This window comes from Nostoc sp. LEGE 12454, from assembly GCF_056620565.1.
Genome location: NZ_JBWQXL010000031.1, coordinates 43,566 through 67,470 on the forward strand (window position 1 = coordinate 43,566; position 23,905 = coordinate 67,470).

At 43.8% G+C, this 23,905-nt stretch carries 18 protein-coding genes and 1 pseudogene; 9 read left to right on the plus strand and 10 right to left on the minus strand.

Annotated features, from left to right (window positions below; genetic code table 11):
- Window positions 1–393 precede the first annotated feature (393 nt).
- Complete coding sequence (locus AC1F2U_RS24955) at window positions 394–1,587, minus strand: NAD(P)/FAD-dependent oxidoreductase (protein WP_480263527.1); 1,194 nt, start codon at window positions 1,585–1,587, stop codon at window positions 394–396.
- Window positions 1,588–1,783: 196 nt separating this feature from the next.
- On the opposite strand from AC1F2U_RS24955, the gene AC1F2U_RS24960 reads away from it, so the two are divergent.
- A complete protein-coding gene (locus AC1F2U_RS24960) occupies window positions 1,784–2,770 on the plus strand; it encodes a methyltransferase domain-containing protein (RefSeq protein ID WP_480263528.1) in 987 nt (328 codons plus the stop codon).
- Window positions 2,771–2,911: 141 nt separating this feature from the next.
- Here the strand turns inward: AC1F2U_RS24960 and AC1F2U_RS24965 are convergent, their stop codons facing one another.
- From AC1F2U_RS24965 to AC1F2U_RS24995, 7 genes and pseudogenes are all read right to left on the minus strand, one after another.
- Window positions 2,912–3,046, minus strand: coding sequence for a hypothetical protein (locus AC1F2U_RS24965; RefSeq protein WP_480263529.1), 135 nt, complete (start codon window positions 3,044–3,046; stop codon window positions 2,912–2,914).
- A gap of 181 nt (window positions 3,047–3,227) precedes the next feature.
- Window positions 3,228–5,252: a protein kinase domain-containing protein gene (locus AC1F2U_RS24970; protein WP_480263530.1), complete on the minus strand. Its 2,025-nt coding sequence runs from the start codon at window positions 5,250–5,252 to the stop codon at window positions 3,228–3,230.
- Window positions 5,253–5,783: 531 nt separating this feature from the next.
- The gene (locus tag AC1F2U_RS24975) at window positions 5,784–6,893 is read right to left on the minus strand and encodes a protein kinase domain-containing protein (protein ID WP_480263531.1); all 1,110 of its coding nucleotides are present in this window, start codon (window positions 6,891–6,893) and stop codon (window positions 5,784–5,786) included.
- 473 nt (window positions 6,894–7,366) lie between these two features.
- Window positions 7,367–7,927 (minus strand): hypothetical protein, encoded by a 561-nt coding sequence (locus AC1F2U_RS24980; RefSeq protein WP_480263532.1) that lies wholly within the window; start codon window positions 7,925–7,927, stop codon window positions 7,367–7,369.
- 121 nt (window positions 7,928–8,048) lie between these two features.
- Window positions 8,049–9,272 carry a type II secretion system F family protein gene (locus AC1F2U_RS24985; RefSeq protein ID WP_480263533.1) on the minus strand — a complete coding sequence of 408 codons (1,224 nt, stop codon included), beginning with the start codon at window positions 9,270–9,272 and terminating at the stop codon, window positions 8,049–8,051.
- An 81-nt stretch (window positions 9,273–9,353) separates the two neighbouring features.
- Window positions 9,354–10,484, minus strand: a pseudogene (locus tag AC1F2U_RS24990) (type IV pilus twitching motility protein PilT); the annotation flags it as partial.
- Window positions 10,485–10,605: 121 nt separating this feature from the next.
- Entirely contained in the window at window positions 10,606–12,612 is a 2,007-nt protein-coding gene (locus AC1F2U_RS24995; protein ID WP_480263534.1) for a GspE/PulE family protein, read from the minus strand.
- A 369-nt stretch (window positions 12,613–12,981) separates the two neighbouring features.
- On the opposite strand from AC1F2U_RS24995, the gene grpE reads away from it, so the two are divergent.
- Both grpE and dnaK read left to right on the plus strand, forming a co-directional pair.
- Window positions 12,982–13,728, plus strand: a complete 747-nt coding sequence (gene grpE / locus AC1F2U_RS25000; protein WP_480263535.1) for a nucleotide exchange factor GrpE — start codon at window positions 12,982–12,984, stop codon at window positions 13,726–13,728.
- 226 nt (window positions 13,729–13,954) lie between these two features.
- Window positions 13,955–15,913 carry a molecular chaperone DnaK gene (gene dnaK, locus AC1F2U_RS25005; RefSeq protein WP_480263542.1) on the plus strand — a complete coding sequence of 653 codons (1,959 nt, stop codon included), beginning with the start codon at window positions 13,955–13,957 and terminating at the stop codon, window positions 15,911–15,913.
- A gap of 231 nt (window positions 15,914–16,144) precedes the next feature.
- Here dnaK and AC1F2U_RS25010 read toward each other — a convergent pair whose 3' ends face one another.
- Window positions 16,145–16,423: a hypothetical protein gene (locus AC1F2U_RS25010; protein WP_335055630.1), complete on the minus strand. Its 279-nt coding sequence runs from the start codon at window positions 16,421–16,423 to the stop codon at window positions 16,145–16,147.
- 167 nt (window positions 16,424–16,590) lie between these two features.
- Here AC1F2U_RS25010 and dnaJ point away from each other — a divergent pair, with 167 nt between their 5' ends.
- The 6 genes from dnaJ to AC1F2U_RS25040 all read left to right on the plus strand — a co-directional run bounded on the left by dnaJ (window position 16,591) and on the right by AC1F2U_RS25040 (window position 22,841).
- On the plus strand, window positions 16,591–17,721 hold the full coding sequence (dnaJ, locus tag AC1F2U_RS25015) for a molecular chaperone DnaJ (protein ID WP_094347888.1): 1,131 nt from the start codon (window positions 16,591–16,593) through the stop codon (window positions 17,719–17,721).
- Entirely contained in the window at window positions 17,721–17,978 is a 258-nt protein-coding gene (locus AC1F2U_RS25020) for a sulfurtransferase TusA family protein (RefSeq protein WP_099102520.1), read from the plus strand. The genes dnaJ and AC1F2U_RS25020 overlap by 1 nt, the downstream gene beginning before the upstream one ends.
- Window positions 17,975–19,105, plus strand: coding sequence for a small ribosomal subunit biogenesis GTPase RsgA (rsgA, locus tag AC1F2U_RS25025; protein ID WP_480263536.1), 1,131 nt, complete (start codon window positions 17,975–17,977; stop codon window positions 19,103–19,105). The genes AC1F2U_RS25020 and rsgA overlap by 4 nt, the downstream gene beginning before the upstream one ends.
- A gap of 124 nt (window positions 19,106–19,229) precedes the next feature.
- The gene (locus AC1F2U_RS25030) at window positions 19,230–19,970 is read left to right on the plus strand and encodes a Uma2 family endonuclease (protein WP_480263537.1); all 741 of its coding nucleotides are present in this window, start codon (window positions 19,230–19,232) and stop codon (window positions 19,968–19,970) included.
- 43 nt (window positions 19,971–20,013) lie between these two features.
- On the plus strand, window positions 20,014–20,583 hold the full coding sequence (locus AC1F2U_RS25035) for a Uma2 family endonuclease (protein WP_480263538.1): 570 nt from the start codon (window positions 20,014–20,016) through the stop codon (window positions 20,581–20,583).
- A 668-nt stretch (window positions 20,584–21,251) separates the two neighbouring features.
- Window positions 21,252–22,841: a glycoside hydrolase family 57 protein gene (locus AC1F2U_RS25040; protein ID WP_480263539.1), complete on the plus strand. Its 1,590-nt coding sequence runs from the start codon at window positions 21,252–21,254 to the stop codon at window positions 22,839–22,841.
- Between the two features lie 57 nt (window positions 22,842–22,898).
- Here the strand turns inward: AC1F2U_RS25040 and AC1F2U_RS25045 are convergent, their stop codons facing one another.
- The gene (locus AC1F2U_RS25045) at window positions 22,899–23,585 is read right to left on the minus strand and encodes a Uma2 family endonuclease (protein WP_480263540.1); all 687 of its coding nucleotides are present in this window, start codon (window positions 23,583–23,585) and stop codon (window positions 22,899–22,901) included.
- Window positions 23,586–23,905: the final 320 nt, after the last annotated feature.

The window sequence follows — 23,905 nt, forward strand, 5'->3', positions numbered from 1 at the left end:
TGTTGAATTTTAGATTTTGGCTTGTTAAGAGCTTCTGTGGGTAGAGTCTAGCATCTGCTAAGTAGATTGGCGGAAATAAAACAAATCATCGTAAATGTATTGGTTTTTTACCAAAGAAAGGCAGGAGGCAGAAGGCAGGAGGAAGAAAATATATTTTTTGCCTTCTGCCACTTTCTTTTAGATCGAGTAAATTTATTTATGTTCGCGTAGCGTGTCACAGACAAGAAAGAATAAAATATGTATTTAGAGTGGAAAGTGTCACAAAAAATACTGCATTCTTATTGAAACCCCGTTTGGCTGACGTTCACAGAACGGCTAAATTTATTTATGGGGTTTACCTCCTGCCTCCTGCCTCCTGCCCCCTGCCTCCTCATCAATTCCCAACCTTGAAAGTTATCGAGAAAGCGTTTCTATAATCGGACGGAATAGCCAATTAAAACCAACTTTCAGCTGATGCTCTAAAGTTGGCAATCTATATAAATAAGCAGCACGACGGGCGATGTATGCCAAGGGGCCATCTAGTTTAATTCCCAAACCAGTGAGAGTAGCATTGTCTATTCCTAGCGCCATCATTTCTCCTAACTGTTGGTAGTGGAAGGGAAGGAGGGGGCGATTAGTCAGAGTTGCCCAGATATTCCAAGCAGTATAATCGGCTTGTTGAAAAGCCGCTTGTGCCGTAGCGGGGACTTGCTGCCCTTCAGCATCATGACAGTCTGCTAAATCTCCCAAGGCAAAGATTTCTGGACGATCGAGGACTTGCAGATTGGATGTAGTGATGATTTGACCGCGCTGATTTTGCTTGAGAGGAAGAGATTTTACTACGGGCGCAACCCTAGTTCCTACAGTCCAAATTACCAAATCCACGGGAATCGTGTCTAACTGGTTTTTGTACTCTAGGGAAATGCTATTTTGCTCGATTGATTCTACTTTTGTTTCTAAGTCAAGAAATACACCACGGGCATCTATTGCTTTCTTTGCTGCTTCCCGATTAAACTCTGGGGAAGTTCGCAAAATTTGGTCGGCGATTTCAACGATCCGAAAGCGTCCTCTTTCGCCTAGTCTGTCGGCTAACTTACAAGCTAACTCTACACCACTGTAGCCAGCCCCAACGATCGCTACCCGAATTTTATCAGCATCCGATTCTTCTAAAAATCGCAGGCGTTCTTCTAAACGATAAGCATCAGAGATTGTGCGGAATGTATAGGCGTAGGCTGCTGCACCAGGGACTAAATCTAGCGGTGTCTCACCTCCTAGCGCCAGCACTAATCGGTCGTAAGGGATTTCCGGGCCTTCTTGAATATTTACCCGTTGCTGGTCGATGTCAATTCCAGACACAACACCTTGATAAAAACGCACCCCTGTGCCTTGTAAAATTTCTTCAAAGGGTGGGGCAATTTCCCAGGTTTGCAGTTCGCCAGTGAGTAATTCGTAAAGTAAAGGAGAGAATAGGAAGCGATCGCTTTGATCTACCAGAACAATTTCGGGTTTTTGCGTAGATTCCCAAGGTAATTGGCTTAACCGCAGGGCTGTGTAGAGACCACCAAAGCCTCCACCAAGGATACAAATTCTAGAAGTTTGTTCAGTCATCTATTCTATGTTATGGAAGAATCAATATTAATTAGGCAACTAACTTCAGGGTAACTGAAAGTTTAGGTTTCAAAACCCTCCATTTGTATGAATGGTTTTAACATCGCTAGCTCAAAACTGCTTCGGTGAGAAATTTGGACAGCTTGCATTCTAACAATTGGATAAACTTGTTAGAAAAGATTAAGGTTTTATTTCCATGAGTTGGTTTTTTTCGACGCTGGGAGTTTTCTTGGCACTAATGACGATCTTGCTAGCGTTGTATCTAATCACTGCCAGGACTTATCAATCATCTAACTCCGTAGCCAATTCCTATGACGAGTGGACTGAAGACGGGATTTTGGAATTCTACTGGGGCGAACATATCCACTTAGGTCATTATGGTTCGCCACCACAACGAAAGGATTTTCTGACTGCTAAATCTGACTTTGTGCATGAAATGGTACGTTGGGGTGGTTTAGATAAATTACCCCCTAGCACCACTGTCTTAGATGTTGGCTGTGGAATTGGTGGTAGCAGTCGCATCTTGGCACGAGATTACGGTTTTGCAGTCACAGGTATTACCATTAGTCCCCAACAAGTCCAACGCGCCCAGCAGTTAACCCAAGAGGAACTTGATGTGCAGTTTCTTGTGGATGATGCGATGGCACTTTCTTTCCCAGATGCCAGTTTTGATGTAGTGTGGTCGATTGAAGCTGGGCCACACATGCCAGATAAAGCCATTTTTGCCAGAGAGTTGATACGGGTGCTAAAACCCGGTGGAGTGATGGTTTTAGCCGACTGGAATCAGAGAGACGATCGCCAAAAACCGCTCAATTTTTGGGAGAAACGGGTAATGCGGCAACTATTAGATCAGTGGTCGCATCCGGCTTTTTCCAGTATTGAAGGCTTTTCCGAGCTTTTGGTAGCAACGGGATTAGTCGAAGGGGAAGTGATAACGACAGACTGGACGAAACAAACACTTCCCTCTTGGCTAGATTCCATCTGGCAAGGAGTGACTCGACCAGAGGGATTGGTGCGTTTTGGTCTATCTGGTTTCATTAAATCTCTGCGAGAAGTACCTACTCTCTTACTGATGCGGCTAGCATTCGGTGCTGGTCTGTGCCGATTCGGAATGTTCCGCGCAATCAGAGCTAACTCGTTGCAGAAATCAACTAAACAATATAGCTTGGTTAGCAGTTCCTGATAGCCTCGTTAGTTTTAGAGGTTATTTCTAAATCAATATGGTTTAGATAAGCACTCTTTACTTTTCTCGTATTCTGGGAAAAGGTTAAGCGGTAAGGGGTAAAGAATATATTTAAAACCTTTTCCCTTTCCCCTTTCGCCTTTAACCGAACCGTATTGGGGCATAAGCACTCATCCGGGTGCGTGCTTCTCCAAATATTTGCTGCCAACCTGAAAACAGCTTCGTTATTTTAATCCCAAACCTGCGATCGCGGCGATGGTTGGTGATGCTGCTCATTTTTACCCCTCCCAATTTGAGACAGTTTATCGTAATTGGGGATCGTGGGCTGGAGACTGGAGAATGGTTTGAGATTAAAAGGTGGATTCATCCAGTTCAAAGGTGGATGAACGGAGTTCTGAGGTGGATGAACGAGATTCTAACTCTCCTTCATCCCCAATCCCCAATCCTTAATTTCCACTCACTGAGACAACCGCCAAATCTTAATCGTGTTATCTTCACTACCGCTAACAAGGGTTTTGCCATCGGGAGTGAAGGTAACAGATGTTACGGTGTTGGTGTGCCCCGCCAATGTGAGAATTTCTTCTCCTGTAGCTGTATTCCACAGTTTAATAGTGCGATCGCGGCTACCACTAGCAATAATTTTACCATCGGCACTGAAGGCTACGGATGTGACAGTATTGCCATGCCCTGCTAAGGTGCGAAGTTCTCTTCCGGTAGCTAAATTCCAAAGTTTGATGGTGCGATCGCGGCTAGCACTGGCTAAAGTTTTACCATTTGGGCTAATAGCCACAGTTGTCACTGTTTGAGAATTTCCTTCTAGTGTGCGGATTGGGTATCCTTTTGCTAGATTCCAGATTTTAATCGTCTTATCAAAACTGCCACTGGCCAGAATCACACCATTAGGACTGATAGCTACTGACCGCACCCAGAATGTATGCCCTGCTAGTGTCCGAATTTGCTCTCCTGTTGCCAAATCCCAGATTTTAATCGTGTTGTCATCACTGCCAGTAACTAGAGTCTCGCTATCAGCACTGATGGCTAGGGCATGAACTGAGTCAGAATGCCCTATAAGAGTGCGAATTTGTTTTCGCGTTGCCAAATTCCAGATTTTAATGGTGTTGTCATCACTAGCACTAACTAGAAGTTTGCCATCTGGACTAATTACTACGACATTCACCTGCTGAAAATGCCCGTTGAGTGAAGCGATTAGTTTTCCGGTTGCGAGATTCCAAAGTTTGATTGTGCGATCGCCACTGCTGGCTATGGTTTTACCATCAGGGCTGATGGCGACAGATAAAACTGAGTTTTCGTGTCCTTGGAGGGTGTTAGCTAAGGAAACCTTACCCAAGCTAATCTGACTCAAAATCGCGTCATTTTTACTAGGACTATTTTGTTGAATCAACCTAGAGACCAAACTGGTTTGAATCCGGCGAAAATTTTTATACCAAGATTCGCTGAATCCAAATAACAGAATGAAAGCACTTACCAAGATTAAAATTCTCAGTAAGGGATAGCTTTTTGGTAAAGCTGGTGCTTTAGTTGGTGGTAATTTCCCAGATGACTTACCCGCAGGTGGCAGTGCGAGGAGTTGTTTGGGAGTCAAGTCTCTCAGGACTTCTTCGGCTGACTGGTAACGTTCCTGGATATCTTTTTTTAAAAGCTTGTCGATGACAAAATCCAATTCAGGATTTAACGGACTCCGCAAATATTCTCGCCAATTACTTACCCAGGCGTACCCAGATTCCATCCACAACTGAAACGGGGAATTTCCCGTTAGCAGATGAAAGCAGGTAGCCCCCACACCGAACAAGTCGCTGGCGGGGAAAGCTTTCCCATCTCTAATTTGTTCTAGGGGAGAATAACCATGCGAACCAATGGATGTGCCAGATTTCTGCTGAACTTTAGCGGTAAATTGCTTTGAGGAGCCAAAATCAATCAGGCATAATCGCCCATCATTTTTATTGCGGATAATATTTTCTGGCTTGATGTCTCGATGAATAACTTTGCGATCGTGGATAAATTTTAGAATGGGTAGTAAATCTAGCAAAATAGATTGAATGTCTCTCGCGTTATAAGCCTTGCGCTGTTGCAACTCCTTTAACAAATTATCTCCATTAATAAACTGCTGTACCAAATATAGGCAGCCATCTTGCTCAAAGTAAGCTATCAAAGTCGGAATTTGAGGATGTTCCCCAAGGTCTTGTAGTCGCTGCGCTTCTTGGGCAAACAACTCCATCGCCTTTTTTTGCGACCAAGTTCCTTGGAATTTTGGAGCTAATTGCTTGATAACACAGCGTTCATAGAGTTTATCTACGTCTTCTGATAGATAGGTTCTGCCAAATCCCCCCTCATCTGAAAGGACTCGGATGACACGAAAGCGATTTCTTAAAAGTGACACCAGCGGGGTGCTACAACTTTGGCAAAACTTCTTTCCATTGGGATTCAGGGGATTTGAGCAATCGGGATTTAAGCAGCAGATCATGATCTGACAGGCGCGACTGCATGACAACTTAGGCTAAGTTTGCCCCGAACTTTCCCTTAAGATAATTGACTCTCGCTTACTTGTGGTAGATAAACCCTGTTCTGGGGATTGGGGAATTACTTATATAGTTAGCTTTTGTAAATAGTAGTCAGTCTTCCTCATCTGTGGAAAACTACGAGAGCCATAAGATTAATTATTCTATCGATTATATAATAATCTGAATAAAAATATTTTTAGGAACTTTTAAACCTAGTAATTTTGCTTGTATCTTAGCAAGCGGCAACTTACTAAGTATTGAAGAAAAACCCCGATCAATGAATCATTACTGACTATCAAATATAGTTAAAATGCTTACTAAATTTGTTTTAGCTATTTTAAATTGCCCATAATTAATTATTCATTTGATACTCAGCTAAAAAAGGCTGCAACTTACAGCAGATTTGAAGTTGGTGCGATACACAAGCTAAGTCTGTTACCCAGATACAAAGCATGTTTTACTCCTGAATTCTGAATTCTGAATTCTGCTGTATGTTATCTTGTTTCCTTGAATCTTGCTCTCCATTTCCGAATGGCACTAGCAGTTCTAGCTACAGGTGGCATGTATACATCATAATTTTCGTGTTGTGTAATTTCATGTTGTGTAATTTCGTGTTGTGTAATTTCGTGTTGTGTAATTTCGTGTTGTGTAATACTTTTATTATTTAATTTTTGGGTAGTTAGACAGTTAGCCAAAGTAGGCAAATAACTTTCACTACTTAAAGCTTTTATCACATCATCGGCAGTCTTAAACCGATCCTCTAAGGTGATTTTCACCATTTTTCCTAAAATCTGGGCGAAACTGTTGCTGATATTTACCTGTTTTTGCCAAGATATTTCACCAGTATTTGGGTCGTAGTCCAATTCTAAAGGACTTTTAGCAGTCAACATATAAATACAAGTTACACCCAGTGCATAAATATCACTGGCATAAACTGGACGTAGAGAAAACTGTTCTGGTGGTGCAAATCCCCTAGTCCCGATAAAGTTGGTCTTTGCTGCTTGATTGATTGAGTTTTCACAAGCGTCAACTAATTTCTCTTTCACCGCACCAAAATCAATCAGCACTATGCGCCCATCATATTCACACCGCAATAAATTTTGAGGCTTAATATCCCGATGAATCACATGATGTTTATGAAGATACTGTAATACAGGTAATAATTCCTGTAAGAACTGCTTAACTGAGGATTCACTTTTGGGCCCAGTTTGCCGCACTTCACGCGCCAAAGTCAAACCCGGCACATATTCTTGAATTAAAAAGAACTCCCCATTCGCCTGAAAGTAGTCTAATAACATGGGAATTTGCGAATGACTTCCGAGTTGGCCCAAAGTTCTTGCTTCTTTTTCAAAGCGCATACATGCCCTTTGCCAACTTTGGGGACTAGTCACTTTTGGACAAAGCTGTTTAATCACACACAGTGGATTCCCAGGTAATACGGCATTTTTGGCTAAAAATGTTACACCAAAACCACCTCTACCTAAAACTTGCAGTATTTCATAGCGATCGCGAAATAGCCGTTTGGAACCACACATCTGACTCAACTGAGTTTGTGGTGAAATGCTCTCTTGAGAATTCGTTGTTTTTTGAGGAAAACGATTCATTAGTATAAAATATCTGCTCTTAAATGTCTCTAATTTTATGACAATTCTTTATTGGCAACAGTAAGATTACTGAATCTTTGCCAAATCCTCATTACTCTTCAAAAAGTAACAATAAATTTTTCTAGAACTGGCCCTTTCACGGATGTGTGACGAGCTAATTTGTAGTTTTGTAGAGGTGAAAGTCTGTTGCGTGGGTATTTATAACAATTTTGTATGAAGAAGCACATAATAAAACCCCTCTAGTTTAGCAAAAGGGGGACGGCGTAGCCGGGGGTAAAATATGTAATTTCACACTTAGTACATTTATAGGGATGTAAATCCTTGCATTCTGACGTTCGCGGAGCGTCCCGCAGGGATGGGATGTTTTTCTGACTATACAGCAGATTTCAAACTGGTGAGGTACACAAAGATTCGTCTGTTAACCAGCTATAAAGCGTTTTTTACTCTCGAATTCTGAATTCTGCTGTAAGTCCCTAAGCTGGTGGAGTTTGTGAAGAGAAAATATCTGTGAAATTATCCTCAACCAGCAAATCCGGTGTTTGCATAATAAATGGGAGTTCGGCTCCGACAAGACCTCTTTGGATGCGTTCTAAAGTATCACTAAAAACGATAAACAGAGGATATACAGTATTAGCTCCCTCACTCAAAATATGACTGTGACGGAGAGGCATCAACCACTCATAATCATTATCTAGATAAACTTGGGTTTGTCGCCAACGTCCTAACAAATCAGAAAAATCTTCGTGAGCGCGATGAATAAAGACTAAAATTTCTGCTCCAGTTTTGATTTTCCACTCTGGATCGCACATCAAAATAGCCACATCACAGGGTAAGCAAATCGTTTGTGGGGCTGTTGTAGCAGTATTGCGAAGCCGGACAATTGGCAAAGGTATAGTGATGACACTTTCATCAGGACGGCGCAGACTGGGAATCATCTCCAAGTAGGGCCGATATTGCTTTAGTAAGGCGATCGCAGCTAGATGATTGCTATACTCTGCCAAACTCGCTTCGTACTGAGATTTTTGCACAGTCATAGTTTATTAAATAGTGAGGAGTTAGGAGTTAAGAATAAAATTAATCAGTTAGAAGTTAAAAGTTAGGAATAAAATGTTTCTATTTTTAACTCATAACTTCTAGCTCTTAACTATTAATCTTTTATCCCAGCTTTTCAAATACCGCAAACATCGGCAGATACATTGCTAGCAAAATGGTTCCAACCATTCCTCCTAAAACTACAATCATCACCGGTTCCAAAATACTAGTCATTGCTTTTACTGCTTGCTCGACTTCATCTTCATAGAAATCGGCAACTTTCATCAACATTCCATCTAACTCTCCAGTTTCTTCTCCGATACTAATCATCTGAATTGCCATAGCCGGAAAAACGGCATCTTTTTGTAAAGCAATGCTAATCATTCCTCCTTGTTGAATTTCCATGCGGGCTGCATCTATGGCATTGGCAATTACTTGGTTTCCTGATGTATCTCGGACAATTTCTAAGCAAGTTAAAATTGGTACACCTGAACGAGTCAAAGAACCAAAAGTCCGGCTAAAGCGGGCAACTGAAGATTTTTGAATTAAGTCACCAAACAATGGCATCTTCAGGGAAAGACGATCGATTGTGATGCGACCAACAGGAGTTTTAGAGTATTGTGTAAAAGCAACTTTCAGTCCTATAAGAGCGCCAAGAAGGACTAAAGCACCCGGACTTCTCAGAAATTTACTAGCATCCATCAAGAATTGCGTTAGAGGTGGTAATGTGATTCCAAGTTGTACAAAAATCGTGGCGAAAATTGGAATAAGAAAAATAGTCATGCCGAGAAAGATAGCAACTGCGATAAAACCCACAACAGTTGGATAAGACATTGCTGATTTAATTTGGTTTTGTAATCGGGCAACATCTTCTAACAACTTGGCTAAACGATTCAATACTTCGTCTAGAACACCACCAACTTCGCCAGCTTGAATCATACTCACGTATAATCCATCAAAACAGTCAGGATGCTTCCGCATTGCCTCTGAAAGATTCATTCCGCTTTGAACATCGGTGCTAATGTCTACAAGGGCTTGTTTTAATTTAGTATTACTACACTGTTCGGAAAGCACCCCCAGACTTCTAACGATCGCAACACCCGCATTCATCAAAACGGCAAATTGACGCGAAAAAACGGCTTTGTCTTTCACAGAAACCTTAACTAAGGAATTCTGAAAATTTTTAAAGGCAACATCTGGCTGAAATCCCTGAGATTGCTTGAGTTCTTGGATTACAAAACCTTGATCTCTGAGATTAGTACGAGCTTGTACCAAGGATTCAGCAACGATTTTTTCTGTTCGAGATTTTCCTTGCGAATCCCGAACACGGGCAACGAAGTTTGGCATAAATAAATTCAAATTCAAATTTCAAAATTCAAAATAGTCAAGGAGATGAAGCATATTTCATCTCCCCTATCCCCAGTTTCTTTAATGTGCTTTGGCAGCCGCACCAGGTTTCGCACCTGCTGCCTGCGGTGGTACAGAAGTACCGATGAGACGTTGAATTTCATCAGGCTTAGAAGTTTTAGACATCGCGGCTTCAAAAGAAATCGTTCCTGCTTTGTAAAAATCAGCTAAAACCTTCTCCAGAGTTTGCATTCCCAATTTACCGCCAGTTTGAATCGCTGAGTAAATTTGAGATGTTTTACCTTCTCGAATCAAGTTAGAAATAGCAGGAGTTACAATCAGAATTTCTTGAGCCATCACCCGACCATACTCACCAGGTTTAGGACTTTTCTTGGACACCAAGGTTTGGCTAAATACCGCCACTAACGAGTTAGACAACTGCACCCGCACTTGGGTTTGTCTTTCATGGGGGAAAACGTCGATAATCCGGTCAACTGTTTGTGCAGCGGAACTGGTGTGTAGGGTGCCAAATACCAAGTGTCCTGTTTCTGCGGCGGAAATTGCCAAAGAAATCGTTTCTAAATCGCGCATTTCCCCCACCAGAACAATATCTGGATCTTCCCGCAAAGCTGCTTTCAAAGCATTAGCAAAGCTCTTAGTATCTTCACCTAGTTGCCGCTGGTGAACCAAGCTTTTAATTGGTTCGTAGACAAATTCAATTGGGTCTTCCACCGTCAAAATATGCTCTGCCTTGGTGCGGTTAATCAAGTCAATCATTGCCGCTAAGGTAGTTGTCTTGCCGGAACCTGTAGGGCCTGTCACCAGAATTAGCCCTCTGGGCTTATCTGTCATTTCCCGCACGATATCTGGCAAACCTAATTTTTCAAAGTTAGGAATCTTAGAACTTAATGCCCGTAAGCAAGCAGCATAAGAACCACGCTCTTTATAGACATTGACCCGGAAGCGAGCCAAACCTTTAACACCATAAGAACAATCCAACTCCCAGTTTTGCTCTAAGGTTTTACGCTGGGTGTTGTTGAGCATACTAAAAATCAGCCTTTGACATTGATCGGCTGTCAATACATGCTCACCGATGGGGGTGAGTTTACCACTGATACGGAAGTAGGGAGGCAAACCTGCGGATAAATGCATATCCGAGCCACCCAATTCAATCAACTGCTCCATCAGGTCTTCAATCATCATTTCCATAGTTCTGCTTCCTTTTAATGTTTGTTATTTGTCCTTTGTCTTTTGTCAGTTGTTTAAAGTTATTAAGCATTGACCAATGACTAATGACCAATGACCAATGACCAATGACTAATGACTAATAGTTTTAAAACCGAGGTGTCATACAGTAAGGACAATCCAGCCATTCTTGTTTCAATGTGGCATCGCAACTTCGGCAGGTAAGACCAGTCTTGCGTTTGGCTTTTAACTCTGCTTCCAAACCAGTATCAGTAAACGTCACTCGTTCTACTTCTTCTAGAGTGGTGGAACCTTCACGCACTAAGTCCAAACTGTAAGCCAGCAAGGTTTTCATGCCCTCTTCTATTGCCACTTCTTTGATGCGTTCTGTGGGTGCATCTTCGTTGATCAGAGTTTGTAGGTTTTCGGTGACTCGCATGACTTCATAAACACCACAACGCCCTTTGTAGCCGATACCATTACATTTTGGGCAAAGGTGATTTTTGGCTTTGGCATCTGCGATCGCATCTAATGTCAAGGTGTTAGCTTTGTAGAAGGTGACTCCCACATCTGAAGAAGCTGATAGACCATAACGAGCTAGTTCCTCGGTTGTAGGAGTGTAGGGAACACGACATTCAGAACATACACGCCGCACCAGACGTTGAGCTAGAACGCCAATTAAGGAACTAGAAACCATGAAAGGCTCAATCCCCATTTCTCCCAAACGAGCGATCGCTCCTGGGGCATCATTGGTATGTAAGGTAGTTAATACTAAGTGACCGGTCAAGGCAGCTTCAATCGCTGTTTTTGCCGTTTCCTTGTCCCGCGTTTCACCCACCAGCAGCACATCTGGATCTTGTCGTAAGAAAGCCCGTAGAGCGGTAGCAAAATCTAGTCCTTTTTCCCGAATTACCTGTACTTGAGTAATCCCTGGAAGACTGTACTCAATTGGGTCTTCTACAGTACTGATGTTAATTCCGGGATCGTTCTTTTCTGAAAGTGCAGAATACAGCGAAGTTGTTTTCCCGGAACCAGTTGGCCCAGTTACCAAAATTAACCCAAAGGGACGGCTAACCATATCCTTGACAATATTCAAAGTCTCTGGATCGGTAATTAACTTATCCAATCCCAGTTGGGTAGAGGAGTTATCCAAAATCCGCAGTACCACCTTTTCCCCGTAGCGACTGGGTAAGGTATTCACCCGGAAGTCCACCTTACGTCCCTCAAATAGCCGCCGGATGCGTCCATCTTGGGGTAGACGACGTTCAGCAATGTCTAGATTGGAGATGATTTTAAATCGGGCTGTCACCGCTGGGATGATTTTTTTCGGCATTGGGGGGAAAGCTTCACGCAGTACGCCATCTTTCCGAAAGCGAATGCGTAAGTTTTCTTCTTGCGGTTCGATATGAATGTCAGAAACGCCCTCATGCAAAGCTTTAGCCAGGATTCTGTTGACTAGGTTGATGACTGGGGCATCCTCCGCACCCTTCATTGCTGCCCCTAGATCGGCCTCCATTTCTTCAGGAGCATCCGAAATATCGAGATTTCCGAGATTTTCTAAATCCTGACTAATATCTGTAGAGTTTTCTCGTTCCAGGTGCTTTTGCTTAACAGCCATTTCATCCAGGTATTGGTTGATTAGCTGTTGGTAGTCTTCCTGGGTAATCACCATGCGCTGCAAAGCCAAGCCTTGGGGGCGCAAGATGCGGTTCAGGTCATCAGAAGCCTCTAGATTATCTGGAGCGACCATCGCCACTAAAACTGAGGGCGGGGTTTGGTCTTCGTGTTTCGAGAGCGGTACTAAACGATGGCGACGGCAGATATCGACTGGGATGAGGGTTTCAATCAGGTTCCCCATCATCGTGTTGCCAACGGAATTGACTTCTGGATCGAGGAATTCAACTCCGTATAGTATTTTCAGTTCAAATAGCTGCTGTTTTTTGTATTGCCTGAGCAACTCAGGCGATAGTTGTTGCCCAGTAATTGACTCTAATACTTCCGTTAAGGGTCTGCCAGATTTGCGGCTTTCAATTAATGCCTGCCTCATCTGTTCGGTATTGACATAGCCAGATTGCACTAGCTTGTTGCCGAAGGGCGAAAACTCTGTTCTGGTAGTTAGAGCGGTACTGCGCCGTTGTGGTGACGAGTAAGTCATAAATGAGCGAATGAGTAGGGGGAACCTCTGCTTAAAGTATTCCCCTACTGTGAGATAGAATTCTCATTTCCCAAAAAAGTCCTGAGTCACGTCGCTTTGCTCCGAATTCAAAATTCAAAATTAAAGATATTTTCAAATAACATAAGGGGCAAATCGCATTCAGCGCTACGATTACAAATTACTCGTTCGGGTTCCCACCTTAGTAACGTCTGGGCTAACGTGTTCACCATTTGTCACAATAAGAGGACGGTTATATCACTTCCAGGAACTTGTCGGCAATAAAATCAGCCTCAGTTGCAAGTCGTGGATGACGACGGTTGCAAGCTGTGGAGATACACTGCCATAAATAGGATCTGGAATGAATAGACAATGATCGATGAAAATAAACAGATAAACAATACAAGCCAGCAATTGGGTGAACCAACAGAGGTAAAGCAAGCAATGAAGAGTGACTTCCCAGCCCAAACTAATTTCAATGAATCTGGCAGCGAGGTGACAGAGCAAGTGGCAGCCCAAACAAATATATCAGGCGATACTGCTGTCAATTCAGAAAATAGCGTCGCTGCAACTGAGAAAACTGGAGTGGAAACAGTAGCTTTGGCAGAACTGACTCAACAAATCGAGTCCGTCAAAACGCAACTAGAAGAGCGTAGTACTCAATATATGCGGATTGCCGCTGATTTTGAGAATTACCGGAAACGCACTAGCAAAGAAAAAGAAGACCTAGAGTTGCAGGTGAAGCGGAATACGATTTTGGAATTGCTACCAATAGTCGATAATTTTGAGCGGGCGCGATCGCACCTCAAACCGCAATCTGATGGCGAAATGACCATGCACAAAAGTTACCAAGGTGTTTACAAACAATTAGTAGATAGCCTGAAACGCTTGGGTGTATCACCAATGCGTCCCGAAGGTCAAGAATTCGATCCTAACCTGCACGAAGCAGTAATGCGGGAACCTACGGATGAACATCCTGAAGGAACAGTGTTAGAAGAGTTAGTGCGCGGATATTACTTGGGCGATCGCGTGCTACGCCATGCAATGGTCAAAGTAGCTGCTGCCAAAGAAGATACACCTTTTGCACCAGAAGATCAGTCGAGTTCAGCCAGCAGTTAAGCTGTAGTCGCTCGTCTCGCTGACCTCAAGTGCCTGGGTTATAGCAAAGACGAGCATCGCGAACCTAAAACTTGGACAAGGCTTTGGATAACTCTCTGTGTTTCAACTTCTTTCTTGCTACCAGCAACAGGGGTTGCACAGACGTTATCCGCTAGCCTTTGTTCTTAGTAAAAAAGTTAGTCCGCGACATATTACAGCAGAAATTTCAGTAAAAATACTGACAAATATGGGAAAAGTTATTGGGATCGACTTAGGCACTACTAACAGTTGCGTCGCAGTTTTGGAGGGTGGTCAACCACTTGTGATCTCCAATTCTGAAGGTGGACGAACTACTCCAAGTATTGTGGGATTTGGGAAGAGTGGCGATCGCTTGGTTGGTCAATTGGCAAAGCGCCAAGCCGTAACCAATGCCGAAAACACGATTTACAGTATTAAACGATTCATCGGGCGGCGTTGGGAAGATACTGAAATAGAACGCGATCGCGTCCCCTACAACTGTATCAAAGGTCGAGATGAGACCGTTGATGTCCAAATTCGCTCAAAAAATTATACGCCCCAAGAATTATCTGCGATGATCCTGCAAAAGCTGAAGCAGGATGCGGAAAACTTTTTGGGTGAGGAGGTCACTCAGGCAGTGATCACCGTACCAGCATATTTCACAGATGCCCAAAGACAAGCAACTAAAGATGCTGGCACAATTGCAGGTTTAGAAGTCCTGCGAATCATCAATGAACCAACAGCTGCGGCTTTAGCTTTTGGATTGGAAAAGCAAGACCAAGAGCAGCTAATTTTAGTATTTGACTTGGGAGGCGGTACTTTTGACGTATCGATCCTGCAACTTGGGGATGGCGTTTTTGAAGTTAAGGCGACTTGTGGTAACAACCACTTGGGTGGAGACGACTTTGATAACGCGATCGTCCTTTGGATGATGGAACGTTTTCAAGAACAAGAGAAAATCGACCTTTCTAAAGACAAAATGGCCCTGCAACGCCTGCGGGAAGCTGCGGAAAAGGCAAAAATTGAACTCTCCAGTATGGTGAATACCTCCATCAACTTGCCCTTTATCACAGCGGATGACACTGGGCCAAAGCATCTGGAGATGGAACTCAGCCGCTCGAAATTTGAAGAACTCGCCGCGAAATTAATTGAAGCGACCATCGAACCACTGATCCAATCGCTCAAAGATGCGGATCTCAAACCAGAAGCCATAGATCGGATTATTCTGGTAGGTGGTTCTACCCGTATTCCAGCAGTCCAAAACGCGCTAATTAAGTTTTTCAACGGCAAAGCTCCCGATCGCTCCATCAACCCTGACGAAGCTGTAGCATTGGGAGCGGCTATTCAAGCAGGTGTGTTAGGTGGTGAAGTCGATAATCTCTTACTACTGGATGTCACCCCTCTGTCCTTGGGAATTGAAACTTTGGGTGAAGTGTTCACCAAAATCATTGAACGCAACACCACAATTCCTACGAGTCGGTCACAAGTTTTTTCCACCGCAGTTGATGGGCAAACCTCAGTGGAAATTCACATCCTCCAAGGTGAACGGGCGATGTCACGAGATAACAAGAGTCTCGGTAAGTTTCTGCTCGCAGGAATTCCCCCATCTCCCCGTGGTGTACCGCAAATTGAAGTATCCTTTGAAATCGATGTCAACGGCATCCTGAAGGTTTCTGCCCAAGATAAAGGTACGGGTAGAGAACAGAGTATCAGGATTACCAATACAGGTGGCTTGAGTAGCAACGAAGTCGAACGGATGCGCCAAGAGGCCGAACTGTTTTCCGAAGAAGATAAAAGACGTAAAGAACTGGTTGAACTCAGAAACCAAGCAGATAATTTGTTGTTCAGTTATGAATCTACGATCAAGGATAACAGCAACTTCATCGGCGACCAGATGAAAACTTTGGCTAGTGAAAAAGTTGAACAACTCCAAGCTGCAATGATTGACTCCAGCATTTCCACAGTGGAATTTAAGCAGCGCTTAGACGACTTCCAACAAACCTTGTTTGCAATTGGTGCTGATGTTTACAATCGAGCGAACAACCAAACTGATGAAATTGAGGGGGGTTCATCTGGTCACTTTACCCCAGAAGTAGACTCACCAATGAATGGTACGCTAATACCACAATTCAACTTTGATTTTGACGAAGAAAGTACCGCTCAAGCTGATTATGAGGCGATAGATTAGGGGTTGGGCATGGGGCATTGGGCACAAGAAGCAGAGGGGCAAGGGGGCGGAGGGGCAGAGGGGAAAAACTTACTGCAACTTACTTCTTCCCTGCTCCCCTGCTCCCCGGCTCCCACTCCTCTAAGTTGCAAATTTTTATGAAGACATTTTAATATATTTAAATATTTAGATTTAGCGAAGTTTCACAAGACCCCAGCGGTTTGCTAGATTGTAGAAGCAAATTACTTTGGGCTAGGCAATGTGCAAGTTCAGAGCCACTTCCATTGCATAAGGGTGGTTTTCCACACCTAATGGTGCGGCTAGCCCCTCTGGTTGATGGGCGAGGTTTTCCTCTCCTACGTAGCACAATTGTAAAAGAGACAGCCGACTCGGCAGTGAGAAGTCTGAGCAGAGGCTTCCCCTGTTCCTAACTTCTATAGCTTTTGTCGTCTCCCACGAGGAAAGCATCTGTTGCTCAAGATTTGTCGGTGATTTTTGTAAAAGGTAAAGGGTAAAATCAGTTATTAACAAAAATTAATTTTATCTTCTGCCTACCTTCCGGCAAGCCGCCTTCTAAAGGATAATGTGTTGCTCTTGCATATCTGTAAGCAAAACACTTAATCCATAGGGTAGCAAGTGACCGTGAATGACGTTCTACTGACTTCTGCTTTCTTCCTTCTAACTTTTACCTTTGCTATATGGCCCGCGACTATTATGAAATCCTGGGTGTCTCTCGTGACACTGACAAAGAAGAAATCAAACAAGCCTATCGCCGTCTAGCCCGGAAGTATCACCCAGATGTGAACAAAGAACCAGGGGCGGAGGATCGCTTTAAAGAAATTAACCGCGCTTATGAGGTACTATCAGAACCCGAAACCCGCGCTCGTTACGATCGCTTTGGCCCAGAGGGTGTATCGGGTGCTGCTGGCGCGGGCTTTCAAGATGTCGGCGATATGGGTGGTTTTGCCGATATCTTTGAAAGCATTTTTAGTGGTTTTGCTGGCGGTATGGGTAATCCCACCCAACAAAGACGCCGCAGTGGACCTGCGAGGGGTGATGACCTGCGGCTAGACCTGAAGTTAGACTTTCGGGAAGCGATATTTGGGGGCGAAAAAGAAATTCGCATTTCCCATCTAGAAAATTGTGAAGTTTGTAGCGGTTCTGGTGCTAAACCTGGAACCCGCCCTCGGACTTGTTCGACTTGTGGCGGTTCGGCTCAAGTACGCCGTGTGACTAGAACACCCTTTGGCAGTTTCACCCAAGTATCAACTTGTCCCACCTGTAATGGAACAGGGATGGTAATTGAAGATAAGTGTGACGCGTGTGATGGTAAGGGCGCAAATCAAGTCACAAAGAAACTCAAAATTACCATTCCAGCGGGGGTGGATAATGGCACGCGTTTGCGGATTTCTAGTGAAGGAGATGCTGGTCAACGTAGTGGTCCTCCTGGGGATTTATACGTTTACTTGTTCGTGAATGAGGACGAGGAATTTCAACGAGATGGGATTAATATTCTCTCGGAAATCAAAGTTAGCTACCTGCAAGCGATTTTAGGTTGTCGGTTAGAGGTAGATACAGTCGATGGGCCGGTAGAACTAATCATTCCAGCTGGAACTCAGCCGAATACAGTGATGAAGTTGGAAAATCGCGGCGTACCCCGTTTGGGTAATCCCGTAAGTCGTGGGGATCACATGCTGAACGTATTAATTGATATTCCTAATAAAATCACCCCAGAGGAGAGGGAACTGCTGGAGAAGCTAGCTAAAATTAAGGGCGATCGGACTGGTAAAGGCGGTCTAGAAGGATTCTTGGGAAATTTATTTAAGTGATGATGCCCTCTTCTGTTTTAACTCCCGATGCTCAACTTGATTTACGCGGCACCCCTTGCCCGATTAATTTCGTGCGGACAAAACTACGTCTGGAGAAAATGCCATTGGGAGGTTTGCTAGAAGTCTGGTTAGACCCTGGTGAACCAATTGAGCAGGTTCCTGATAGTTTGACAATGGCAGGTTATCAGGTGGAACAAATTACAGACTGCACTAGTTATTTTTCTCTGTTAGTGCGCCGTCCAGTTGCTAGCCAATGACAGGGGAAAATTCTGACGTAATTGGACAGTTATTGGGTACGGTGGTGGCTGTACAAGCTAATTTTTACCGAGTACAGATGGATCGAGAGGCAGGGGAGCAGAGGAGCAGGGGAGCAGAGGAGAAACTGAATTTAAATGCCCTTCTGCCCTACTGCCCCTCGCCTCCTCTCCTGCTTTGTACCCGGAGAACACGGCTGAAAAAAATTGGGCAACAGGTGATGGTAGGCGATCGCGTTGTGGTAGAAGAGCCAGATTGGGCTGGGGGACGGGGTGCGATCGCTGAGGTTTTACCTCGCCAAAGTGAGTTAGATCGTCCGGCGATCGCCAATGTCAACCAAATTCTCTTGGTATTTGCCGTTGCCGATCCACCGTTGGAACCTTATCAGCTGAGTCGGTTTCTAATTAAGGCTGAGTCTACTGGCTTGGATGTGCTTTTATGTTTGAATAAAAGTGATTTAATTTCACCGCAGGAACAGCAACAAGTTAGCGATCGCCTGCTCGGTTGGGGCTATCAACCAATATTTATCAGCGTTAAAGATGGTATAAATACTGAACAAGCAGCCAGATATTTGAGCAATAAAATAACTGTAATCGCTGGGCCTTCCGGCGTTGGTAAATCCAGCCTGATTAATACGCTGATTGACTCTGCTAAGCTGCGAGTCGGAGAAGTTTCTGGTAAACTGGCTCGTGGTCGTCATACCACTCGCCATATAGAATTATTTGAGTTACCTAGTGGTGGTTTACTTGCAGACACTCCCGGTTTTAATCAGCCGGACATGGATTGTGTACCAGAAGAATTAATCCATTATTTCCCAGAAGCCAGAAAGCGGTTAGCAGTTGCTAGCTGTCGGTTTAGTGATTGTCTGCATCGAGACGAGCCTGAGTGTGTCGTGCGGGGAAACTGGGAACGATACGAACATTATTTAGAATTTTTGGACGCTGCGATCGCTCATCAAACACAGCTGCACCAACAAGCCGATCCAGAATCCACCATGAAGTTAAAAAGCAAAAGCAAAGGCAAAGGGCAGAGTCAATACGAACCCAAGTTAGAAAGTAAAAAATATCGCCGGATTTCCCGGAAGACTCAGTTACAAGACTTGCAGGAGTTATACCGGGATGAGGAATAAAGAGTGCGATGTCTATGACGGGCTGTGACGCTCGCGGACTCGCTACCGCTACGCTATCGGTATCGCACTCATAACGCAAAGGTTAGTCACGATAGCATAGAGACAAACATACAAACTATCTTGCATGTCTCAGCCCATTGCTGCCACCGCTAGTTTAGAAGATGTCACTGAGAGTATAATTTTCCCACCAGGCGATATCTATAGTGACGAACCCCCCTTGGAATCTGACTTACACCGCGAACAAATTGATTTGCTTATCCGCCTGATTAAATGGTGGTGGCGCGATCGTCAGGATTTTTATGCTACCGGCAACCTGACAATCTATTTCAGTCCCAACCAGAAAAAGTCAGAAGAATTTCGAGGCCCGGATTTCTTTGTGGTTTTAGATACAGAGAAAAAAGACCGCAAAAGCTGGGTTGTGTGGCAAGAAGACGGCAAATACCCCAATGTGATTATTGATCTATTATCTAATTCCACTGCCTCGGTTGATAAAGGTTTGAAAAAACAAATATACCAGAATACATTTCGCACTCCAGATTACTTTTGGTTTGACCCAAATAACCTAGAATTACAGGGATTTCACATAGTTGATGGGCAATACCAAGAACTTGTACCCACTGAGTCAGGTTGGTTGTGGAGTCAGCAGTTAGGGCTGTATTTGGCAGTATATTTGGGCAAATTACGCTTTTTTACACCAGATAAGCAGTTGGTGATGTTGCCAGAGGAAGAATCAAACCAACAGTTACAGGAGGTAAACCAACAGTTAGAGCAAGTAAATCAACAACTAGAACAAGAACGTCAACGGGCTGCAATCTTGGCAGAACGCTTACGAGCCGCAGGTATTGATCCTGAGCAAATATTTTAAAAATAGAATTTTATCTCTAAACTAGGTATAGGAAAATAATGCTATGAACCAAGCAATATCCGATCAAGTCCGTTGGACAACCTCAGACTTAGAATTACTCACAACTGACGAATGGAAGCGCTATGAGATTGTTGACGGAGAGCTATTTGTGACTAGAGCGCCTCACTGGAGACATCAGCGAACTGGTGGTAATATTCATTTAGAATTGGAAATTTGGTCTCGTTCCAGTAAACTAGGTGAACCTATTACAACTCCTGGCATCATTTTTACAGATGCCGATAATGTGATACCCGATGTAGTTTGGATTAGTCATGAGCGTTTAGCACAACTGCTAGACGATGAAGGGCATTTGAGAGGAGCGCCAGAACTCATTGTGGAAGTGCTTTCTTCTGGGACAACTAACGAACGTAGAGATCGAGAAGCCAAGCTAAAACTATACTCATCCACAGGAGTCCAAGAATATTGGATTGCAAATTGGCAATTACAGCAGCTAGAACTTTATCGCAGAGAAGCTGCCCAATTAAAACTGATCGCAACCTTGTTGGCTGATGACGAAATCACATCACCACTTTTACCAGGTTTCGGCGTTCGAGTTCAGCGTTTTTTTATATAATTCTGGCGTAGACGTAGCCCGCACTTCTCTACGAGACGCAGCGCGTAGCTTGAGCTTGCTTCCCCGGAGGGGTACGACTTGGCTCAGTGACCACCGTAGGCATCGCTCATCAAACTCAGCTGCACCAACAAACTAGGCAAAAGGCAGAGTCAGTACAAATCCAAGTTAGAAATTAAAAAATACTGCCAGATTTCTCGGAAGACTCAGTTATAAATGACATTTTTTTAACCAACGTGAGTCTCCCACAGAAGCGCACATGAAGCCAGAATATTGCCGGGAAAAGAAGCAAACCCGCAATTGAGTAAGTCGGCGATCGAAATTCAGTGTATGTGAAGAAATATAAACTTTAAGTAGGGTGTGTTACGCCGTAGGCTATCACACCTTAAATTGTTGAGGCGAGTTAGCTGGAAAATTATCAGAATGCTTACGGGCTAAAGGTCTTGAACCGGAATGGATATTTTCAGTGCGGATTATATAAACAAATAGGCAGATATTACAACTAGTTAACAACAAAAGGCGATGGAGGCATAACAAATGTTGTGCCCTGACAAGCACTGTAATTAACTCAATTGAAAACTATTCTTACAATCCCCATAAAGTCTTAAAATATTGTTAATTTCAGCCAAACCTCTCCACCTTCAACTTACAAGTATCACCCCAAAATCACTATGTCTATCGGCTACGTCGCGCTTGTACTCCACGCACATCTGCCCTTCGTTCGTCACCCGGAAAGTGACTACGTGCTGGAGGAAGAATGGCTCTATGAAGCCATTACAGAAACCTACATCCCTTTATTGAAAGTATTTGAAGGCTTAAAGCGAGACGGTATCGACTTTAAAATCACGATGAGTATGACACCCCCTTTAGTGTCGATGCTTCGCGATCCTTTGCTTCAAGAACGCTATGAAGCACACTTAGCTCAACTAGAAGAACTGATAGCACTAGAAGCAGAACATAATGTCAACAACGGGCATCTTCGTTATTTAGCCGAACATTACGCAACTGAATTTAGCGAAGCGCGTCAGCTATGGGAACGCTACGGCGGGGACTTGGTGACAGCTTTTAAGAAATTCCAAGACAGTAACAACCTGGAAATCATCACTTGCGGCGCTACTCACGGCTATTTACCGTTGATGAAAATGTATCCACAAGCAGTGTGGGCGCAAATTCAGGTAGCCTGCGAACATTACGAACAAACCTTTGGACAAGCACCCAGAGGCATTTGGTTGCCGGAATGTGCCTACTATGAAGGTTTAGACCGGATGCTAGCGGATGCTGGGTTACGCTACTTCCTCACTGATGGGCATGGCATCCTTTACGCCCGTCCCCGTCCCCGCTTTGGCACTTATGCCCCAATTTATACAGAAACTGGTGTTGCTGTCTTTGGTCGAGATCATGAATCTTCCCAACAGGTATGGTCTTCTGAAGTGGGCTATCCTGGGGCGGCGGAATATCGCGAATTTTACAAAGATTTGGGCTGGGAAGCAGAATATGAGTATATCAAGCCCTACATTATGCCCAATGGTCAGCGGAAAAATACGGGCATTAAGTATCACAAAATTACTGGGCGGGGCTTAGGTCTCTCAGATAAGGCGCTCTACGATCCTTATTGGGCTAGGGAAAAGGCAGCAGAACACGCTGCTAATTTTATGTATAATCGAGAGCGGCAATCTGAGCATCTCTATGGTATAATGCAGCGACCGCCAATTATCGTTTCGCCTTATGACGCAGAGTTATTTGGACATTGGTGGTATGAAGGCCCTTGGTTTATCGATTACCTATTCCGCAAATCGTGGTATGACCAAAAAACATATCAAATGACCCATTTAGCAGACTATTTGCGAGATCAGCCAACTCAGCAAGTCTGTCGCCCTTCGCAGTCGAGTTGGGGTTTCAAGGGTTTCCACGAGTATTGGTTGAATGAAACGAATGCGTGGGTTTATCCGCATTTGCACAAAGCTGCTGAACGGATGATTGAAATCTCGCAACTGGAACCAGAAGATGAGTTGGGGTGGAAAGCATTGAACCAAGCAGCGCGGGAATTGTTATTAGCACAATCTTCCGACTGGGCATTTATTATGCGGACAGGAACGATGGTACCCTATGCAGTTAGACGGACGCGATCGCACCTAATGCGGTTTAATAAGCTCTACGAAGACGTTAAAATCGGCAAAATTGACAGCGGTTGGCTGGAAAAAGTCGAGTTAATGGATAATATCTTCCCTGAAATCAACTATCGCGTCTACCGTCCGCTATAGTCTCACAAAAAATAATTAACAGCAGTAGGGTGGGCATTGCTCACCCTATATTATTAGCTAAAGGCTATCTGGATCAATATTTAATTCTCGAAGTTTAGCAGCTAATCTTTGCGCTTTCTCTTCTGCGGCTTGTCGTGCAGTTGCTTCCTCTTCATGAGTTAAGAGTATTTGACCTGTAGCTGGATTATAAAAACGCAGTTTTCCCGCCTCCAAGCGTAACTCTAGCCCCAAAACTTCACTAGGTAGGGACACTGTACCATCTGGTAGGGTATTGGCTGCCACAGGGAAATAGTTTCCATCAACCAAGTTTAAACCCTGGAGTTGGGGATTGAGATAATCGCCTGTGGGGTCATATTGAAAATATTCACGCACTCCCAGAAAGGCGTAAATTCCTTTCTTTGCACCTTGGTCTTTGCTGCGGGTGGTTTTTGAGGTAATCTCTAGAACAAAAGCTGGGGTTTGATTATTTTCTTCCCAGGTTTTATAAGAGCGTCTATCACGGTTTTCCACTCCAAACACCACAAACACATCTGGTGCGACAACCGATTCTGGATAACCTTTTTCGTAGTAAATAAATAGATTACCAGCGACGTATACATCTGGGTGATTTTGGAAATAAATTTCCAGCGCAGTGGTAGCGTATACGAGACACTTACGCTGTAAATCACCTTCAGCCATCGGCTTACCATCCTCATCTGGGTACTCAATCGGCGTAACGGGGATGTACTCTACTGAGGCTGTCATGGGTAGTACCTCAACTCAACTAGGGCTAGATTCAATAATATCGCTCAAAATCCTATCGCCATGAAAATTATTACCCCACAGATAATACTCGGCAATTTCTTTGTTAATCATTTGCTGTGCGCTTCAAGTATCGCTAATTTTAGCTGTATCTAATTGGTGGTTAATCTTCGTTTTAATTATCAAAGTTTAACTTATACCAATTCTTTATGAAGCTGCGCTAAATAAAGCTTCGAGAATAAAGTCGTAAGAAGTAAGGGAGGCAATGTGTTCTGGTGTAATTGTTTCTAAGACGGAAGCTAGCTTTTGACGTAGTTGGGTAA

Bases quoted from the DNA above. Each gene is read 5' to 3' on its own strand.
- AC1F2U_RS24995 (WP_480263534.1), bottom strand. From the start codon at position 12,612: ATGACTTACTCGTCACCACAACGGCGCAGTACCGCTCTAACTACCAGA.
- AC1F2U_RS25045 (WP_480263540.1), bottom strand. From the start codon at position 23,585: ATGACAGCCTCAGTAGAGTACATCCCCGTTACGCCGATTGAGTACCCA.
- AC1F2U_RS25030 (WP_480263537.1), top strand. From the start codon at position 19,230: ATGTCTCAGCCCATTGCTGCCACCGCTAGTTTAGAAGATGTCACTGAG.
- dnaJ (WP_094347888.1), top strand. From the start codon at position 16,591: ATGGCCCGCGACTATTATGAAATCCTGGGTGTCTCTCGTGACACTGAC.
- AC1F2U_RS24955 (WP_480263527.1), bottom strand. From the start codon at position 1,587: ATGACTGAACAAACTTCTAGAATTTGTATCCTTGGTGGAGGCTTTGGT.
- AC1F2U_RS24970 (WP_480263530.1), bottom strand. From the start codon at position 5,252: ATGATCTGCTGCTTAAATCCCGATTGCTCAAATCCCCTGAATCCCAAT.
- dnaK (WP_480263542.1), top strand. From the start codon at position 13,955: ATGGGAAAAGTTATTGGGATCGACTTAGGCACTACTAACAGTTGCGTC.
- AC1F2U_RS25040 (WP_480263539.1), top strand. From the start codon at position 21,252: ATGTCTATCGGCTACGTCGCGCTTGTACTCCACGCACATCTGCCCTTC.
- rsgA (WP_480263536.1), top strand. From the start codon at position 17,975: ATGACAGGGGAAAATTCTGACGTAATTGGACAGTTATTGGGTACGGTG.
- AC1F2U_RS25020 (WP_099102520.1), top strand. From the start codon at position 17,721: ATGATGCCCTCTTCTGTTTTAACTCCCGATGCTCAACTTGATTTACGC.
- AC1F2U_RS24980 (WP_480263532.1), bottom strand. From the start codon at position 7,927: ATGACTGTGCAAAAATCTCAGTACGAAGCGAGTTTGGCAGAGTATAGC.
- AC1F2U_RS25035 (WP_480263538.1), top strand. From the start codon at position 20,014: ATGAACCAAGCAATATCCGATCAAGTCCGTTGGACAACCTCAGACTTA.
- AC1F2U_RS24985 (WP_480263533.1), bottom strand. From the start codon at position 9,272: ATGCCAAACTTCGTTGCCCGTGTTCGGGATTCGCAAGGAAAATCTCGA.
- AC1F2U_RS24960 (WP_480263528.1), top strand. From the start codon at position 1,784: ATGAGTTGGTTTTTTTCGACGCTGGGAGTTTTCTTGGCACTAATGACG.
- grpE (WP_480263535.1), top strand. From the start codon at position 12,982: ATGATCGATGAAAATAAACAGATAAACAATACAAGCCAGCAATTGGGT.
- AC1F2U_RS24965 (WP_480263529.1), bottom strand. From the start codon at position 3,046: ATGAGCAGCATCACCAACCATCGCCGCGATCGCAGGTTTGGGATTAAA.
- AC1F2U_RS24975 (WP_480263531.1), bottom strand. From the start codon at position 6,893: ATGAATCGTTTTCCTCAAAAAACAACGAATTCTCAAGAGAGCATTTCA.